Annotated in this window: 16 protein-coding genes; 5 read left to right on the forward strand and 11 right to left on the reverse strand. The window is 48.1% G+C overall.

All coding sequences use genetic code 11. The features are described from left to right. Positions 1-319: 319 nt before the first annotated feature. Together OXH18_RS13625 and OXH18_RS13630 are read left to right on the forward strand one after the other, a co-directional pair. Positions 320-2,287 (forward strand): response regulator, encoded by a 1,968-nt coding sequence (locus OXH18_RS13625; RefSeq protein ID WP_268607631.1) that lies wholly within the window; start codon positions 320-322, stop codon positions 2,285-2,287. Then, positions 2,284-2,667, forward strand: a complete 384-nt coding sequence (locus OXH18_RS13630; RefSeq protein ID WP_268607632.1) for a response regulator — start codon at positions 2,284-2,286, stop codon at positions 2,665-2,667. Before OXH18_RS13625 ends, OXH18_RS13630 begins: the two co-directional genes overlap by 4 nt. A 145-nt stretch (positions 2,668-2,812) precedes the next feature. Here the strand turns inward: OXH18_RS13630 and OXH18_RS13635 are convergent, their stop codons facing one another. From OXH18_RS13635 to hpxZ, 3 genes are all read right to left on the reverse strand, one after another. Beyond that, the gene (locus OXH18_RS13635; RefSeq protein WP_268607633.1) at positions 2,813-4,327 is read right to left on the reverse strand and encodes a protein adenylyltransferase SelO; all 1,515 of its coding nucleotides are present in this window, start codon (positions 4,325-4,327) and stop codon (positions 2,813-2,815) included. Between the two features lie 420 nt (positions 4,328-4,747). Then, positions 4,748-5,869: an amidohydrolase family protein gene (locus OXH18_RS13640; RefSeq protein ID WP_268607634.1), complete on the reverse strand. Its 1,122-nt coding sequence runs from the start codon at positions 5,867-5,869 to the stop codon at positions 4,748-4,750. Between the two features lie 7 nt (positions 5,870-5,876). Continuing rightward, on the reverse strand, positions 5,877-6,272 hold the full coding sequence (gene hpxZ / locus OXH18_RS13645; RefSeq protein ID WP_268607635.1) for an oxalurate catabolism protein HpxZ: 396 nt from the start codon (positions 6,270-6,272) through the stop codon (positions 5,877-5,879). 107 nt (positions 6,273-6,379) lie between these two features. Between hpxZ and OXH18_RS13650 the strand changes: the two genes are divergently transcribed. Continuing rightward, on the forward strand, positions 6,380-6,586 hold the full coding sequence (locus OXH18_RS13650; RefSeq protein WP_268607636.1) for a hypothetical protein: 207 nt from the start codon (positions 6,380-6,382) through the stop codon (positions 6,584-6,586). A 67-nt stretch (positions 6,587-6,653) separates the two neighbouring features. Here OXH18_RS13650 and OXH18_RS13655 read toward each other — a convergent pair whose 3' ends face one another. From OXH18_RS13655 to OXH18_RS13665, 3 genes are read right to left on the reverse strand one after another with little or no spacing between them, the layout of a single operon-like run. Next, positions 6,654-7,484, reverse strand: a complete 831-nt coding sequence (locus OXH18_RS13655) for a metal ABC transporter permease (protein WP_268607637.1) — start codon at positions 7,482-7,484, stop codon at positions 6,654-6,656. 43 nt (positions 7,485-7,527) lie between these two features. After that, complete coding sequence (locus OXH18_RS13660; protein ID WP_315874587.1) at positions 7,528-8,289, reverse strand: metal ABC transporter ATP-binding protein; 762 nt, start codon at positions 8,287-8,289, stop codon at positions 7,528-7,530. A 30-nt stretch (positions 8,290-8,319) separates the two neighbouring features. Further along, the gene (locus OXH18_RS13665; protein ID WP_268607639.1) at positions 8,320-9,510 is read right to left on the reverse strand and encodes a metal ABC transporter solute-binding protein, Zn/Mn family; all 1,191 of its coding nucleotides are present in this window, start codon (positions 9,508-9,510) and stop codon (positions 8,320-8,322) included. Positions 9,511-9,958: 448 nt separating this feature from the next. Between OXH18_RS13665 and OXH18_RS13670 the strand changes: the two genes are divergently transcribed. After that, positions 9,959-10,465, forward strand: coding sequence for a hypothetical protein (locus tag OXH18_RS13670; RefSeq protein ID WP_268607640.1), 507 nt, complete (start codon positions 9,959-9,961; stop codon positions 10,463-10,465). Positions 10,466-10,626: 161 nt separating this feature from the next. Here the strand turns inward: OXH18_RS13670 and OXH18_RS13675 are convergent, their stop codons facing one another. Beyond that, positions 10,627-11,292 carry a DUF922 domain-containing Zn-dependent protease gene (locus OXH18_RS13675; protein ID WP_268607641.1) on the reverse strand — a complete coding sequence of 222 codons (666 nt, stop codon included), beginning with the start codon at positions 11,290-11,292 and terminating at the stop codon, positions 10,627-10,629. Between the two features lie 235 nt (positions 11,293-11,527). Between OXH18_RS13675 and OXH18_RS13680 the strand changes: the two genes are divergently transcribed. Beyond that, a complete protein-coding gene (locus tag OXH18_RS13680; protein WP_268607642.1) occupies positions 11,528-11,806 on the forward strand; it encodes a hypothetical protein in 279 nt (92 codons plus the stop codon). A 215-nt stretch (positions 11,807-12,021) separates the two neighbouring features. Here the strand turns inward: OXH18_RS13680 and OXH18_RS13685 are convergent, their stop codons facing one another. The 4 genes from OXH18_RS13685 to OXH18_RS13700 all read right to left on the reverse strand — a co-directional run bounded on the left by OXH18_RS13685 (position 12,022) and on the right by OXH18_RS13700 (position 15,786). After that, a complete protein-coding gene (locus OXH18_RS13685; RefSeq protein ID WP_268607643.1) occupies positions 12,022-12,363 on the reverse strand; it encodes a cupin domain-containing protein in 342 nt (113 codons plus the stop codon). A 355-nt stretch (positions 12,364-12,718) separates the two neighbouring features. Continuing rightward, complete coding sequence (locus tag OXH18_RS13690) at positions 12,719-13,453, reverse strand: sulfotransferase domain-containing protein (protein ID WP_268607644.1); 735 nt, start codon at positions 13,451-13,453, stop codon at positions 12,719-12,721. Between the two features lie 80 nt (positions 13,454-13,533). Next, on the reverse strand, positions 13,534-14,259 hold the full coding sequence (locus tag OXH18_RS13695; protein ID WP_268607645.1) for a peptidylprolyl isomerase: 726 nt from the start codon (positions 14,257-14,259) through the stop codon (positions 13,534-13,536). A 66-nt stretch (positions 14,260-14,325) separates the two neighbouring features. Continuing rightward, positions 14,326-15,786 (reverse strand): PPC domain-containing protein, encoded by a 1,461-nt coding sequence (locus tag OXH18_RS13700; protein WP_268607646.1) that lies wholly within the window; start codon positions 15,784-15,786, stop codon positions 14,326-14,328. Positions 15,787-16,106: the final 320 nt, after the last annotated feature.

A 16,106-nucleotide genomic window follows, 5' to 3' on the forward strand; every position in this document is an offset into this window, starting at 1 on the left:
TCCTATCAAAACGAACAGGCAACGCGACATAGGATTTAGAGTTCATACTATAGCGGTTTTTCGGATCTTTCATGAGATTCCTTGCGGTATCTAGATAAATTTATCGAGTTAGCTAGCTCTAATGCACACCGATCCGCCGCCAACCCAACTCTCAAAAGTCCACCATCGGAATCATTGTCTTCTTCTGTTCAATGCAGATAATAAATAATAAGATATCGGCTCTCAGCACAGCGGATGTGCCGCCAAGCGAGATGATTGAACGCAAGAAGATGTTTTCTGGTGAGCCGAACTGGTTGCAACACAATTAGGGACAACCACCATGAAGATTTTGCTGGTGGAAGATGATGAGTCAATGGCAGCCATGCTAGTGTCTGCTCTGATGGCCGATCGCCATACCGTCAATATTGCTACCGATGGGCATATGGGGTTAATGCTGGCCCAAACCTACGATTATGACTTGGTTGTGCTAGACGATCTGGTTCCGCACCTGGATGGCATTAGCGTTTGCCGACGTTTGCGATCGCAAGGGCTACAGATGCCCATTCTCTTGCTGACCGTTAAAGATTCCCAAACCGATAAGATTGTGGGGCTGAATGCTGGGGCTGATGATTATGTGGTCAAACCGTTTGATATGGAAGAACTGCGGGCGCGAGTGCGGGCCCTGCTGCGCCGTTGTAATACCTCGCTTGCAACCGTGCTCACCTGGGAACAGCTTTGCCTTGACCCCGATGCCAACACAGTCACCTATGACAGTGTACCCATTGCGCTGACTCCTAAAGAATTCGGCATTCTAGAATTATTCTTGCGCCATCCCCAACGGGTATTCAGCCGCAGCGCGATTATCGATCGCCTTTGGTCCTTAGAAGACTCTCCTGCCGAAAGTGCCGTTACGACTCACATTAAAGATCTACGGCAAAAGTTGAAAGCGGGTGGCATGGCGATCGACTTAATTGAAACTGTATATGGATTGGGATATCGCCTCAAACCTCCTCCCAATACATCTTCTGCCGCGCCAAGTGTGGACACTAACAAACCAGCTTTGGTGCAACGAGTGATGGACAAGTTCAAGGACTCGTTTGTGTCCCAAGTTGCAGTATTGCAGCAGGCAGAAGCCGCCCTCCGCTCTGGCGAGTTGACAGACACGCTGCAAGCAACAGCCAGGCAGGAAGCTCATAAGCTAGCTGGATCGCTGGGTATTTTTGGTCATCCCGAAGGGTCTGAGTTGGCCCGCGAGGCAGAACAATTGCTGACCCAAGCAACTAGTTGCCATCACATCTCTGTGTCCGCTTTTTCACAAATAGTCGCAGCCCTGCAAAAAACCATTGTCCAGTTTACCCTTCCTTCAGAGATTTCGCCTCTTTCCACCGAGAATGCAGCATTTACGGCAAATTCATCCCAAGGTGTGGCGGCGTATGCAGCAACCGATGCCGATTTGAATGCCTCTGTAACTTCCAATCCCTCCGTTCTAGACTCTGCTTCCTCACCTGCGCATACTCAGGTGGTGCTGGTGTTAAGTCAAGATTTGGTATTGACAGCCTCGCTGCAAGCAACGGCAGCGAACTGGCAGCTACAGTTACATCCGATGACGGAACTTGAAGCGGTGTGGACAGCGATCGCCCATACTCAAATAGATGGGGTTCTGCTAGATTTAAGCATCACCGATTTGCTCAGCGAAAGCCTATTGTTTCTAGCAGAGTTTACGCATCTCTACCCTGATCTCCCCGTTGTGGTGCTCTCTGAACGGGATAGTTTAGGCGATCGTGTTAATGTTTCTCGGTTGGGTAGCAAAGCATTTTTATCGAAACCCATCTCTGCTGAGGAGGTTCTCCAAGTCATTTCTCAAGCATTGCCCCAGGTGCAGAATGGCGAATCTAAGGTGTTGATTGTGGATGATGATCCGGCCGTCTTAGTGGCGTTGAAATCACTGCTGCAACCGTGGGGACTGCACGTCACTACTCTCAGAGATCCAAAGCAGTTTTGGGAGCAGTTAGTTGCAACTCAGCCTGATCTGGTTGTCGTAGATTTAGAAATGCCAACGTTCAGCGGCATTGATCTCTGCCAAGTGGTGCGTCATGATCCGCGTTGGGGCGATCTCCCTATTTTGGTTGTGACGGCTCACACCAATGCCGAGTCCATTCGTCAGGTATTCGCGGCTGGAGCCGATGATTTTATTGCCAAACCCGTTGTCGGCCCAGAATTGGTGACACGCATCATTAGCCGACTGGAACGGATTCGATCGCGCCGTCATCCCCCTGGAAGCACTGTCCAGTCTGAGGAAACCCCATGACGAGGCGAATTTTAGTGATTGATGATGAAGAGCGAATTCGGGTCGTTGTTCAAGTCTGTTTAGAAGAACTAGCAGGCTGGAACGTGGTTTTGGCAGAATCGGGAGAAGAAGGCATTGCCTACGCCAAAGCGGAAGAAATTGATGCGATTCTACTTGATGTTTCCATGCCAGACCTAGATGGAGTTGAAGTCTTTCGCCTCCTACAATCTGATGCAACGACGTGCAACATTCCAGTGATTTTGCTAACAGCCAAAACATCCCGCCACGATCGCGCCAGCTTTATTGCCGTTGGAGTGACAGGCGTTTTAGCCAAACCGTTTGATGCATTGACCTTGCCTCATCAAATTGCTGAGATCTTGGGGTGGGCACCTATCCCATAACTCCCCATTCATCAACCCATTCATCAACGTGGAGTGTATGGCGGGAAATAGGTATGCGAGTTTTGCTCGGTCAACAATCAAATACTATGTCTGCCGTTCAATTCGCAAGGTTGAATCTGCTGAGGAAATCTGGTGGCGCCTCATCCTATTTGCCGGCTAACCTCTCGTCAACTGGCAATTCAACAGACTGCCGAGTTCGATCGAGCAGGGCATAAAACGGCTGCCAATCGTCGTCTTGAGCGATCGGCTCCCAAACTGCTTCAATTTCGGGGCGAATGATCACCGTCATAGGATTATGTTGCCGTAGGCGTTGAGCCACTGCGTCCATCTCGTCGATCGGCAGATGGTTAAGCACTTGATGGTAGAACTGCCGCCATTGCTGAAACAACACTGACACTGTTTCGGCTTGGGCTTGCGGTGCGTCTATTTCCGCTTGCGCAAAAATATGAGTTGCATCCTCTCGCCAGTTTGGGGCAAACTGTTGACGCAAGGCCAAGAAGAAATCGTGATATCCCACTTTGCTTTCCCACAACAGTTTCAGGGTGCGGCGCAATAATTCCTGTCCTACTTCGATCGATATTCCTTCTAAACTCACCTCAAATCCCAGCTTGCGCACCATTCGCTCGCAGTAAGTTCTTTCATAATGAACATCAAACTGGGCGAGCACCGTTTCCATTTCGAATGCTTCGATCAATCCCTTCAGCGGCACTTGCAACATCTGCAAATTCCATAGACAGGCAGTGGGTTGATTGCCATAGCAGTAGCGCCCATAGTAGTCAAAATAAGCAGCCGTGAACTGTGGATCATACTGCTGAATGAACGCATAGGGGCCATAGTCAAAGCTTTCGGCGGCGATCGACATATTGTCGGTGTTCAGCACGGCATGGCAAAACCCTACCGACATCCACTGTGCGGCTAGTTCTGCTACTCGTTGTACCAATTCAGCATAGAAGCGCAGATAAGCATCGGGTTGATCGATTAAATGGGGGTAGTAAAACTGAATCACATGATTCAACAACGTTTGGGTTAAATCTTGCCGTCCCAAATAGTGCAGCCGCTCAAACGTGCCAAAGCGAATGTGCGATCGGGCTACGCGCACCATCACCGACGATCGAGTGGGCGAAGGTTCATCTCCCCGCCATAGGGCTTCCCCCGTTTCAATTAAACTCAGACAACGAGACGTTCTCACCCCTAAACGGTGTAGCATTTCTGCCGCCAATACCTCGCGCACTCCTCCCTTCAGCGTCAGCCGTCCGTCGGCTCCTCTAGAGTAGGGCGTGGTTCCTGAGCCTTTCGTGCCCAAATCATACAATTCTCCTTGTACGTCGCGTACCTGTCCATAGAGAAACCCGCGCCCATCGCCCAAGCGAGAGTTATATTCGCCAAACTGATAGCCGTGATAGCGCATTGCTAAAAACGGCTGTCGTCCCCGAAAGTAGCCAAAAGCGTCGATGAAATCAGCATCAGACACTGTATCCGGCCGAAGTCCAAACCGTAACAGCAGATCGTCATTGCGAAACCGCAGCGTATGACGCGGAAATTCTGCGGCAGTCACACTATCGTAATAATCATCTCCTAAGCGTTCAAAGGCAGGCTCATAGGCTAGCTCTGTGAGTGGATTGGAGACATGAAAGCGATCGATCGAGTCAGGTAGCACCATTGATTTGGAAGAAAAGGTAGACAAGAACCTCCTTTCAGTCTATCGACTCCCTCTCGCCCAATCCCTAACTTTCCCAGAAAGTACAAAAGGGAGAGCCTTTTGGCAACTCTCCCAACCATCAGGGTGCATCTACTTAGCACATTATGCCATCTGAGGGGTGGGGGGTGTCACCCCCTAAAGGAATTTGTTTACAAAAAGTTTAAATAGATGCCTAGCCTCCACTCTTAGCGAGCACCCGCTTGTGATCCCTAGGTAGAGCGAGCGGTTGAGCGTACTTTGGGGAGCGCTGATGATTTAAACAAAAATAAAGGAGAGTCGTTGAACAACTCTCCCAACCATCAGGGTGCATCTACTTAGCACATTATGCCATCTGAGGGGTGGGGGGTGTCACCCCCTAAGCAAAAAAATTTTATGGTAAGGCTATAGAAAAGGTTGATAGAGGCGTTGTGCGTTACGCCAGAGAATATCGATGGCTGCCTCTTCAGCTTCTTGGGCGCTCAGATCGCCCGATTGAATGGCATCTTCCAAAACTTGGCTCAGTCCGGCTCGTCCCCATTTGGCCCCTAGATAGTACAACTCTGGAATGAGGTGAGCATCCGAAGAATACACAATTTTACTGGTAGGGCTAAGTTCTAACAGCATCTCCAGACAACGCTTCATTCCTATAACACTGAGAAACGGAACGGCAAGTCCTGTATCAACATACACGTGAGGGTATACAGAGGCCAAATAGCCTGCTTCCTGAGTGTAGGGATAGGAGGCATGAAGCAAGACGATCGGCACTTGACGATAGTGTGGATTTTCTAGTAGGGGTCGCAAATGCAGAGGATTCGCCAGCCGCAAATCTAGATCTGGATCACCAAATCCTGAGTGAAACTGCACCGGCAGGTGGTATTGTGCCGCGATCGCCAGCGCTTCGTGGAGCAAAAAATCAATCAAGGCTTTGTCGCTGAGGCGAATTTGCTCTGGATACTGTTCTTTTAGGGCATAGAAGCGATCGGCGGCTAGATCAAGGGGAATGGACTGAATATCCAACCCGCTGCGGTAGGCGGCGATGCTCTTCAAGCCTACAACACCTTTCGGTGGCGGATTTAGTTCACTGCGAAACCATTCCAAAAAGATCTCAAACCGATCGACTTGGTTCATTAGTTGCTCGGCCAGCCATTCAATGCGCAACAATCGCTGAATCGACGTAAATTGCTGATGCCACTCCCAAGGCAGAATGGTGTCGGGCAAAAACCCGTCATCGAGATACACAGCTTGCAAATTGGCCGCCTCAAAGCAGCACCGAGTTAAGGCTTCTAGCCCTAGCTGCGATCGGCGGTCTAAAATGGCGGCTTCTGTGGGGTGACAATCCAGTAATTGGGCGATGTCGCGTAGGCTGCGGCGATAGAACAGCGTCGATCGAGCATGATGATGAACCACTTCAGGATCATATCCCTCGGTGAAGGCACAGACATAGGGCGTAGCGGCTGCCACATCCGAGCGCACTAGATTGTGGGCATGTTGATCGATCGCTGCAATGCCAGATAAATCTATCATGCTACATTCATCCCCCTCCGTGACAAGTGGGGGGAGCAGGCAACAGCGACACGTGGGCACTCACTACCCGCCAGCCATCGGGGGTACGCATCCAAGTTTGGCTTTGTCTACCGTGTTGTCTGCCGCGTTGAAACTCAGTATTGGCCGTAGCAAAATCGCGCCCGTAGGTGGTGATGATTGTATTTTTCAACGTGCGATCGAGTCCAATGGCCGATCGGGCGGTTCGAAAGGCAGCAATGGCTTCATAGCCATATAAATTCTCGGTAACGCCATAGCGAATGGTGTGCGGACTGTGCCAAAACAGTCGATCGAGAACCGGAACTTGATTTTGCACCAAAGCCACTTCGTATTGCTCGAAGGCAGCGGTTACTTCCATCACCACATCGGCAAGATTGATTTCCATAGTATTGATTTCCATTGTGATATCTATTGTGATATCCACGCAACTTAGGATAATAGAGAAGCATTGAGCAATGGACTAGCTAGGGTTGTTGTTGCTGAATTCCCGTCATGAATAGCGAAGAATTAGCGAAGTATCTGGAAACCACTAACAATATCTTTAAACCGTGGTTACTGATTCAACTGCGTCTCAAAAAGCTACAAGAGCAAAAGAACGAGCTTTCTGCCCCTGAGTATGAACAAGCTTTGTCTGACATTCACCAAGACTTGATGAATTTGGGAGAGTGGTGGGTTGGACGCGAAGATGAAGTCTTTTAAGTCCAGCGCACAAGACAACACTTTACCGCAATAATTAGTTCACCGTCAGGGGTGTTTAGGCTTGGCATCAGGAAGTTTGCCTTAACCGAGAAACCAGAATGGCGATCGCAAACAGTCCAAACTGAGCAACGACAATGCTGGGGCCAGACGCCAAATTCCAGGCCGCAGACATGACAATTCCTAAGATTGCGCTCAATGCTCCTATCCCAATTGCCAGCAACACATACCACGCAAACTGATGGCTGATTAACTTCGCAGTTGCAGCAGGAATGACCAAAAATGCATTGACCAACAAGACCCCAACAGCTTTGATGGCTACCGCTACCGCTAGCGAAAGCAACACAATGAACCAAGCCTGATGCTGTTGAACCGCTACCCCTTGTGCTTTGGCCATGCCTTCATGCAGTGTCAATAATACTTGGGCCCGATGGGTTAGCAGCAAAGACACGGCGCTTACGAGGCAAACCATCGTAGTCAACCACAGATCGATCGATTGGATAGCCAAGATATCACCGAATAGTAAATTCATCAAGTTGCCACGATAGCCTTCAACAAAACTTAGAGCAAGTATGGCACCTGCCAGAGACACTGAAAAGACAATATTGAGAACAGCGTCACTCCATAAATTGGTTTGAGAGATGAGATAAATTACACCAAGTCCAAACAATACTGTGAATGGTAACAGCGCCAGTGTTGGATTAAGGTTAAACAACACTGCAAGAACAATGCCCAGTAACGCTGCGTGACCAACAGTGTGACTGAAGAAAGAAAGCTGGCGTAAAATTGCAAAACTGCCTAAAAGTCCCCCCAATATTCCTGTCAAAATTCCTCCTAGTAGCGCTCGCTGCATGAAGGGAAAGGACATTAATTCAGTGATGCGATCGAGGGTGTCTAGCATGGCAAAGCGGGTTATATATACAAATGAGTTGGGATCATCCTATCTAGTGTTGATGGCGGTATCGAGCAAACTGAGGTCCATACGCGGCTATCAGATTTTCGATAGAGAGGGTAACGTCCGGTGTACCTTGGCAAACAATCGATCGATTCAAACAAATTACCTGGTCGCAGAATCGACTGACCATCTCTAAATCATGAGAAATTTGCAAAATCGTCCAGCCATGGTTCAACTTTAGTTGATTCAACAAGTGATAGAATTCCGCTTCGGCTTGATAGTCGAGTCCTGCTGGGGCTTCGTCTAGGATGAGCAAACGACGTGGTTGTACCAAGCAATAGGCCAGCAGCACCCGCTTGGTTTCACCACCAGATAATCTGCCGATCGACTGGTGAATGAGATGACAGGCATTCACTCGCGTTAGGGCCTGCACCACCGCCCGCTGCCGAGCGATTCGGCTTCGCCACGGCAAGCTGATTCCAGGACGCCCCCATCCCAACGCTACAAATTCTGCAACCGTCATAGGAATGCCACGATCGAACAAAAAGCTCTGCGGCAAATAGGCAATCTGAGGACGAACAGACACCGGAATTTTTCCAGCGCGAATCGATCGCCCCAAAAGTGAGACATCACCAGACTGCCAGGGAATAATACCCAACAACGCCTGCACCAAGGTGCTTTTTCCTGCCCCGTTTGGGCCAATTAAAGCCGTATCAGTGCCTGCCTCTAACGCAAACGATACATCGTGAACAACTTGATGCGTGCCTCGATAAACACTTAGTCGTTCAACCGCCAACACAGTTTCCATCAATGCGCTGCCCCGCCTGCCATGCTTAGCCTACTATGCGGTAAGGCAATCGAGCAGAGCGATCGAACGGGGAAACTGAGCGACCGTCCATCTCAGGGTAGAGGCTTGGGATTGTTCAAAAGCAGACCTGAGGTTTTCAACGTTTTCCCGCATGATTCTTAGGTAATAGTCTGCGGATAGACTGTCCGACCCACCTGTTTCCATCGGATCAAAACTGCTGACCTGCACATCCAAATCACTTGCCAGGGCCGAAAACTTGCTGTTGCTGGCTTGAGGTTCCGTCAGTAGAACCTTCAGATTAGCGCTGCCTGCGGTTTCTAATACCCGTTTTACATCATCGGGCGAGGGATTCTCTTCAGGCAAACCAACTAAATACTCTGCCTCTAAGGCATAGCGTTGGGCAAAGTAAAAAGCAAAGTCGTGATAGGTGACAAACTTCTGCCCCCTATAGGGTTGCAGCATTTCAGCAATTTCCGCATCGAGCGTTTCCAACTCCTGAATGTAAGCGGCTGCATTTTCGGTGTAGATGGCTTCACCCTCTGGATCAACAGCAATTAGACCGTCGCGGATGTTCTCCACTTGTTGAATGGCCTTTTGGGGATCAAGCCAAATATGCGGATCGAACTCACCATGAGCATGGGCATGGGACGTGCCTGTGGTTGCAGTAGACAGATCTTCCTGATCGTGAGCGTGATCATGATCGTGGGCGTGATCGCCGTGGGCATGAGCTTCATCATGTGCGTGGCTATGTCCGTATGGCTCTTCGTTTGCAATGGGTACAATGCCTTCGCTGGTGTCGATAACCTGCAAATTTGGATTGTTGGCATTTTCGATCAAGCTGTCGAGAAACGTTTCTAGTTCTAATCCGTTTTGCACCAACACATCCGCCGCTGCGATCGCGCGCACATCATCGGGTTTAGCTTGAAAATCGTGAGGGCCAACGTTAGGAGGCAACAAATAGGTTACTTCAGCCCGATCACCTGCCACAGCTTCTGTAAAGTTTGTGACAGGAATGGTCGTCGTGACAATGGTCAACGTTTCGGCATCGGACGTGTCAGCAGAAGCTACCGGATTCGTGGTATCTGTGCCCGCAGAATCGGTTGCTGTGGGTGTAGATGGTGCACAGCTACCTAGACCGGTCGCAAAGGTAGCGATTGCACTCAACAGCACCAATTTACGAGAAAGCTTAGGGGGACGGGAAGATAGATTGCTTAACTGAGACATGATCTTGTCAGTAAGAACGCAACTACTTAGCAGATGATGTCGAAACATTAGAAACCTGCGATCGAACCGGGATTGCTCCAACGGTTCCTGTCAAGAGACAGCCACAACTGGGCCGATCTACTAAACTTCAATAATGATAACGATTCTCTTGCTCAAAAAACTAAAAAGATAATAATTCTCATTGTCTACATCCTCAGAAGGCGATCAAAGGGTGTTCAAGCCAGGGATTTTGAGCACTAGCGAAGCCACCTATCATCCCTGCTTCTATCGTTGGTATAGAAGTTTGCATCTTTAAGCAAGTTTTATCTCCACCTTTGGGCCTGGATGAAACGTACCTTCTGACAGACAAATAGGAAGGGGGGATGGCGATAAGTTGAGTAGTGTTGCTCCTTACAAGTAGCGATTAACTCGAAAAATTTACAACCTACCAGGTATGAAGGAGATTAGAATGCGTCTAACCAAAAGCGAAAATCTTTTCAAGAAGTTAGCAGTGATTGCTGGACTGGCTGGTGCAAGTGCACTGATGGGCTTACCAGTGATGGCAATGGAGAGCCTTGTTGCCCAAAGTGGCACCACTAGAAATCCTGTCAACCCAGCAAACCCCGATGCAACGGGTGGTGGCGCGTTTGAACAAGAGCCTTCGGGTCAGCCCTTGCCTTCCACACCTGGCACCACCGACCAAATGAACCAGGACGGCACCATGATGGACGAAAGCACAGGCGGCGGTGCTGGTGGTGTTGAGCAAACCAATCCTGTCAACCCTGCAAACCCCGATGCAACAGGTGGCGGCGCGTTTGAACGAGAGCCTTCGGGTCAGCCCTTGCCTTCCACACCTGGCACCACCGATGATTCTAATGACTTTGGTACTCCTCAAAGCGGTACCACCACTGATGATGCAGTGGGCGGCGGTGCTGGTGGCGCGGCGGGAACTGGAGCAGTGCGTGCACTATGGTAAGGATTTGATTTGATAGTGAAGTTGAGCAATAGTTTCATTTATGTATACGTTGCTCATCCATCCATAATAAGAGCATAACGGCAACTCCTCCCTTGACCTGTTTATAACCCAACTGGTTGTAACCCGCAGAGTGGAGGAGTTTCACTGTAGACGATCGAAATCTAGTAGGAAGGAAGCGTCTCCTGAGAAGCGCTATGCTGATGGGGTGGAAACATAGCACCCTGCGTGAGTCCATGCTGTGTGCTTAGATCATAATCAATGTCTCGCTGATTATAGTGCTGCACAATTTGTCGCGTGGTTCTACTGATAGCTTCTCTCAATGCAGTACAGGAAGGATAAGCCGGAAACTGATTTAATGTACGGGTAATTTCGGTAGCAGCCGCAACGCCGTGCGCCATATGTCCGTTTTCATGAAGTTGCAGTGCTCCTACATACTGATTCCAAGCAGCAACCACGGAACCAGACGCCTCTGCTGGAACATTCCACCACGGTAACGTAAATGTGACATCCACGCTGCTTTCAACCCCAGTCACCGTACAGCCCTCGTTTGTAGTGGCGTAGTTATAAGACCAGCGCACATGCCAGTGTGTATAGCCGTCGTATGGGCGTTCGGCTAATTCGCCGTGGGGGCCGTATCGCAACATTTCAGCCCGCAAATCCATAGCCGTTGTACCGGAAATAGGATAGTAATTGTAGTGGACACGCACGATCGGAGTAGGCGTTTTCTCAAGTGTGATGTCAGGAATGGTAGGCGCAGGGGACGGAACACTGGCCGAGGCAAGAGTGGAAGTAAGCAACCAGGGAACAACAAGTTGAAAATTGAACACATCTATGCCTTTAGATAGAGGTCATATTCACAGGATTCCCTACATTTTGTTGTATCTCCGTATCGTGCAGCATTATTTAAGATGATTTCAGAAAACTTTATTTTTTTTTGCTTTATTCTGCTAAAGCGCTAGACTTTCAGTCAGAAGTATGGCCTTGCGTATTTTGAACAAGCGACCTTGCGTCGTTTTAAGCTTTGCGCTTTAAGTTTTGAATTTAAAAAAGAGGATGAAAACAATGGAGCGATCGAAATCAGCGCAGCCCTCCGATTCAGGTCCTAATTCAGCTAAAACCAACCAACCAAAATCTACTATTGAGGCTTTAAACGAGCTTGATGCAACTATTCACTCAGAGGAACAAGGTCTAGACGAAGTTAAGGTAAGCCTAGATGATCTTAATCGCATGGCTGAAGAGGACGATAGGTTTGTTGAAGGGAACACTGAGGATGATTCTGACTTTGATGCGAATCCTGATGCAAATCAGAATGCCCCTGAATCTTCTAGGTCATTAGATTAGTAACTCATTCAGTAACAAAAGTAAACGAGAGAACTATAAGCCATCGTTAAAACGCCAAAAGGTCTAATGTCCGTTTGATGGAGCTTCAGTTCTCTCGTAAATTCAGAGTGCTAGCTAGTAGCGTATTCGGTTTATATTTTTATTGCGTCTATCAAAGGATTAACTAGCCATTACACGCACCTGTGCCAATCAGTACAGTTCATACCATCATAGTGCTAGTTTTCGTCACGGCCGTGCATCTCTGCGGGGGGACTGGTTGCTTCGATCGCAGTAAAGGGTTCTAAGATTTTGTAGGTGTGATTTGCGCCAGCCGGAACAACCCAAGAACTGCCCGGCTCAAGTAAAATCATTTGTCCCTCAATGTACAGTTCAGCAAACCCATCAATTACATATCCAACGGTTTCATAATCTCGCCGTGATTCCGGTTTAGAGTCTCCGGGGTGTTCTTTCTCCCAAAGCCGCATCGATACCCGTTTGCCAGACGCTAAATATTTTTGCCCCATTTCGCCTATGGGTGAGGATTGAGAGTCAACTTTAGTTACACTTGTATCCGTCATGATTTTCTCCTTAAAGACTAGCGGCGTTCACGTAGAAGCTGCAATTTGTGGCTATTGCCAGTGTTAAATTTGCGCGTAATTCAGTTTGCTGATTATCTTGACATATAACAGCGATCGTGTGCTCTACCAATCGTTAGGCTTTTGCTTGAATTGCGCAGAATTAATTCATCAATTGCATGATGTTATCTTCTTATCTTTAGCACCCGCACCTGACAAATTTCCTGTCATTTGTATCAGAACTGAGTCCGTTCAGCCCTTTCGCCCCTTGGCTCTCCAGGTTTGGAAGTAACTGGATTGAAGTTCCCCAAGTGTGGGAGGTTGAAAGGGCAAGTGCGCAAGTCAAGGATGTCTAGGGTTAGCTTGGAGTAGAATGCAAAAACTCCGACGCAGGGTAGGTATTGTGTGCACACCAGTCTTTCACCCGATCGCCAATGAGGATTGCTTCCTGGCTAGACAAATCATGTCGCCAACGTCCTACTTGTGCCGAATTAATGTGATTCATGTGCAGTAACGTTTCTTCGTCATGATAATCGACAATTTCGCGATGATCGTTGGGTGCTAGGGGCGTTTGCAGTAAGGTGTTGGTAAACTGTTGAATTCGCACCTGTTGAATCTCGATGGAGTAATCTGCGGCAATTGCTTGACACTCATTTGGCTTCAAGTTGATGCCGAGATGCTTAGCGATTCGATCGACTTCATGGGGAAGATCAGACATGATAGTTTCATAGCGAGAAATCAAAACATTGGGTAATTCAGTCCAGCGCTTGTGGTTTTCCAAACATTGCTCAATGAATCCTTCCTCCCAAACAGAGTCAAAGGATTTGTTACGTTGTCTCATGCTAGAAACAAAAACATCTCGAATGTCACGAAATGTATAAATTCCGATTGCATTCCCTTGCCAAAACTCTGCTGCGATTGGTTCGGTACAGGTATGAACTTTGATCACTTTTAACTCAGGCTCATGAATATATCGATCGCGCACTGCATTAAACCGCAGGGCATCAATCCAGCCAATTTGCTGACCCAATTGATTGTCTTTGACAAGCCGTGAAGTAATTTGAAACTGTAAGGTAGAAGCAGAGCGATACATCCCACAACAGAAGACCCACATATCATTCCTCTACATCATCTGCAATAACTGCAATAACAATGAGATGATAGTGAGAAAACTCAGGATTGCCAATGCAAAGTCCCCTGTGGACAGAGAATGCTGAGGCGGTTATCGAGCCATTTCTCAAATAAGTCATTTAGCAATCGTTGCCGCATTGGTTCATCCAGTTGCGCTGCTATTCGTTGTTCGACTCGTAAAATGATCCACCATTCGCCCAGTTGCATCGGAGGTTGAAGCTGTCCCAAGGGACTATGGGCAAGAAGTTGTGCAAACGCAGGATGATAGCTTCCTATCTCTATAGGCCCAATTAACCCTTCCGTTTGCGCTTCGGTTCCTTGAGAGTAGAGTCGAGCTAGTTCTGCGAAGGACTGTTCGTTAGAGTTGATGCGGAAATACAATTCATTGAGGAGATCTCGATCATGCGTGCGAATCAATGAATAAATTACTTTTGTGAGTTGGTGTTGCCGCTGTAAGAAATACAGATCAATTTGATCTCCCCATTTGAGTTGCTTAAATTTCTCAATCTTTAGCCGTCGAATTACTTGCTGGTCTTCCTGTGGCAACTCAATTTGTAATTCAGTGTCATATTTAGAGGTTAAATTCTCGGTTGCTTGTTTCTCAATTTTGATGGCTGCAAGCTCATCATTGGATATGAGCACTGATTCGATCGCTTGATCAAGAACCAATTCACGCACTAAATCCAGCAACAGATGATAGCGGATGAGCAGTGGTAGTACCTCGTCTGAGGCGATCGATTGATGATTCACCTGTAAGACTGTATTCATGATCCAGACTCACCAGAGAAGGATGCACGTAAACGGGGGCGTTTCCGCCCCCATTCTTGTTAAGGGTTATGAGATAGACAATGTGTAAGGTGTGCTGCCAGTGCTGGGGAAGAGATAAACCTGCGCAAAGTAGTTGTTGCCCGGTGACAAGAACGCTGAGATTTGCTCAGACGACGTACCACCCGCTAGTGAAGTACTAATGACCTCACCACTATCGACAACGCCATTATTGTTGATATCTCGAATGAGCCGCAGGTCGGCATCAGCTTGCAGCCCCGTTAGCGAAAGGTTGACAGTTCGAGACGATGAAACGCCAAAGCGGAAAGTGTCGGCTGCATCGTTGGTACTTACAGAGTCAAAATGAGTGGTTGTTCCAGTAAGGACGCCCACGTTGGTTTCGGTGGGTAGAAGATTGCTAGGTGAGAAACCAGACGAACCTGTATTCGACATTTTCAGCGTATAGTTCACATTGTTGCCGCTAAACAGGTAGGTTTGTAGGAAATAGGTGCCTGCCGCCAGATTGCGCACATTAATTGCTTCGTCATTTGTACTCCCTGCCTGCGATCGCACCACTTCATCCCCAACATCGACAATGCCATTGTTGTTGCTGTCGCGGATCAAGCGCATATCCACATCTCCGCCCGAAATACCAGTCAAAGAGGCGTTAAAGTTGCCCGCACTGCCCATAGTAAAGCGGTACAAATTCTCCGAATCATTCGTGCTGACAAAGTTTGTTTGAGTGAATGGAGTACTGCTCAACGTGCCAGCATTCACATCGTTCGTCAACAGATTTCCCGGACGAAAGCCACCATTGGACATTCGCAGCGTATAGTTCGCATTGTTGCCGCTGAACAGGTAGGTTTGTAGGAAATAGGTGCCTGCCGCCAGATTGCGCACATTAATGGCCTCATCAAGATTGCTACCGCGTGTTGAAGAAGCAATTACTACATCGCGTCCAGTTAACACCCGATCGCCGTCTACATCTCGAATCAGCCGCATGTCCACATCAGTTCCAGCGGTGATATTAGTGAGTGACGCATTGTAGTTGCCGACGCTGCCCATCGTGAAACGAGTGACATCTGCTGTATCATTAGTGCCAACGGAATCATTGCGCACATAGGGGGCTGCTCGCAAAACTCCAGCATCAGCTTCAACGGGAAGCAAGTTACTGGGGTTGAAGTTAGACAAACTGAGGCGATAGTTCGTATTGCTGCTGCCAAACCGGCGCACCTGAGCAATATAAGAACCGGGTAAACTGACACGCACATTGATGGCGTCATCGGCATTGCCCCCTGCGCTCGATTGAGAGACGAGTTGATCGCGGAAATCAATGATACCGTTGTTGTTGACGTCTCGATACAGATATAGATCGGCATCTTGAGACATTCCAGTCAACGCAGCGTTAATATAATTGTTTGAGCCAGTGAGGAAAAAGCGAAAGGTATCTTCAGGATCGACGTTGCCAACAAAATTGTTGAAGCTACGAGTACGACCAGACGGAAACAAACCCAATTCAAATTCTGCCATGGGTATACCCCCCTGATTTTGATTAAATTAGGAAATAAATGGTTGAATCAATCAGTTAAGCGAGGAACCAAACAAATAAACCAAACGTATAAATAATAAAGCGGTATTCAGGAGACGCATTGATGAATATCTAGACTTTCTACCATGACAACCAGATTGACAATAGGAATGTAAAGACTGGAAGTCAGAAAAAGGTCAGAAAAAGGTCAGAAAAAGGTCAGATGATTTGGACTTTTAAACAGACCGTAGTCCTGAGTAGTCAATCACTTGATCAACCGATTGAAGATGACGGTAAGTTTTCAATCAATCTACTAGTTCGG

The sequence above is a fragment of the Thermocoleostomius sinensis A174 genome (genome assembly GCF_026802175.1).
Lineage (GTDB): Bacteria > Cyanobacteriota > Cyanobacteriia > Elainellales > Elainellaceae > Thermocoleostomius > Thermocoleostomius sinensis.

Bases quoted from the DNA above. Each gene is read 5' to 3' on its own strand.
- OXH18_RS13670 (WP_268607640.1), top strand. From the start codon at position 9,959: ATGCGTCTAACCAAAAGCGAAAATCTTTTCAAGAAGTTAGCAGTGATT.
- OXH18_RS13630 (WP_268607632.1), top strand. From the start codon at position 2,284: ATGACGAGGCGAATTTTAGTGATTGATGATGAAGAGCGAATTCGGGTC.
- hpxZ (WP_268607635.1), bottom strand. From the start codon at position 6,272: ATGGAAATCAATCTTGCCGATGTGGTGATGGAAGTAACCGCTGCCTTC.
- OXH18_RS13635 (WP_268607633.1), bottom strand. From the start codon at position 4,327: ATGGTGCTACCTGACTCGATCGATCGCTTTCATGTCTCCAATCCACTC.
- OXH18_RS13655 (WP_268607637.1), bottom strand. From the start codon at position 7,484: ATGCTAGACACCCTCGATCGCATCACTGAATTAATGTCCTTTCCCTTC.
- OXH18_RS13650 (WP_268607636.1), top strand. From the start codon at position 6,380: ATGAATAGCGAAGAATTAGCGAAGTATCTGGAAACCACTAACAATATC.
- OXH18_RS13700 (WP_268607646.1), bottom strand. From the start codon at position 15,786: ATGGCAGAATTTGAATTGGGTTTGTTTCCGTCTGGTCGTACTCGTAGC.
- OXH18_RS13625 (WP_268607631.1), top strand. From the start codon at position 320: ATGAAGATTTTGCTGGTGGAAGATGATGAGTCAATGGCAGCCATGCTA.
- OXH18_RS13665 (WP_268607639.1), bottom strand. From the start codon at position 9,510: ATGTCTCAGTTAAGCAATCTATCTTCCCGTCCCCCTAAGCTTTCTCGT.
- OXH18_RS13690 (WP_268607644.1), bottom strand. From the start codon at position 13,453: ATGTATCGCTCTGCTTCTACCTTACAGTTTCAAATTACTTCACGGCTT.
- OXH18_RS13640 (WP_268607634.1), bottom strand. From the start codon at position 5,869: ATGATAGATTTATCTGGCATTGCAGCGATCGATCAACATGCCCACAAT.
- OXH18_RS13685 (WP_268607643.1), bottom strand. From the start codon at position 12,363: ATGACGGATACAAGTGTAACTAAAGTTGACTCTCAATCCTCACCCATA.
- OXH18_RS13695 (WP_268607645.1), bottom strand. From the start codon at position 14,259: ATGAATACAGTCTTACAGGTGAATCATCAATCGATCGCCTCAGACGAG.
- OXH18_RS13680 (WP_268607642.1), top strand. From the start codon at position 11,528: ATGGAGCGATCGAAATCAGCGCAGCCCTCCGATTCAGGTCCTAATTCA.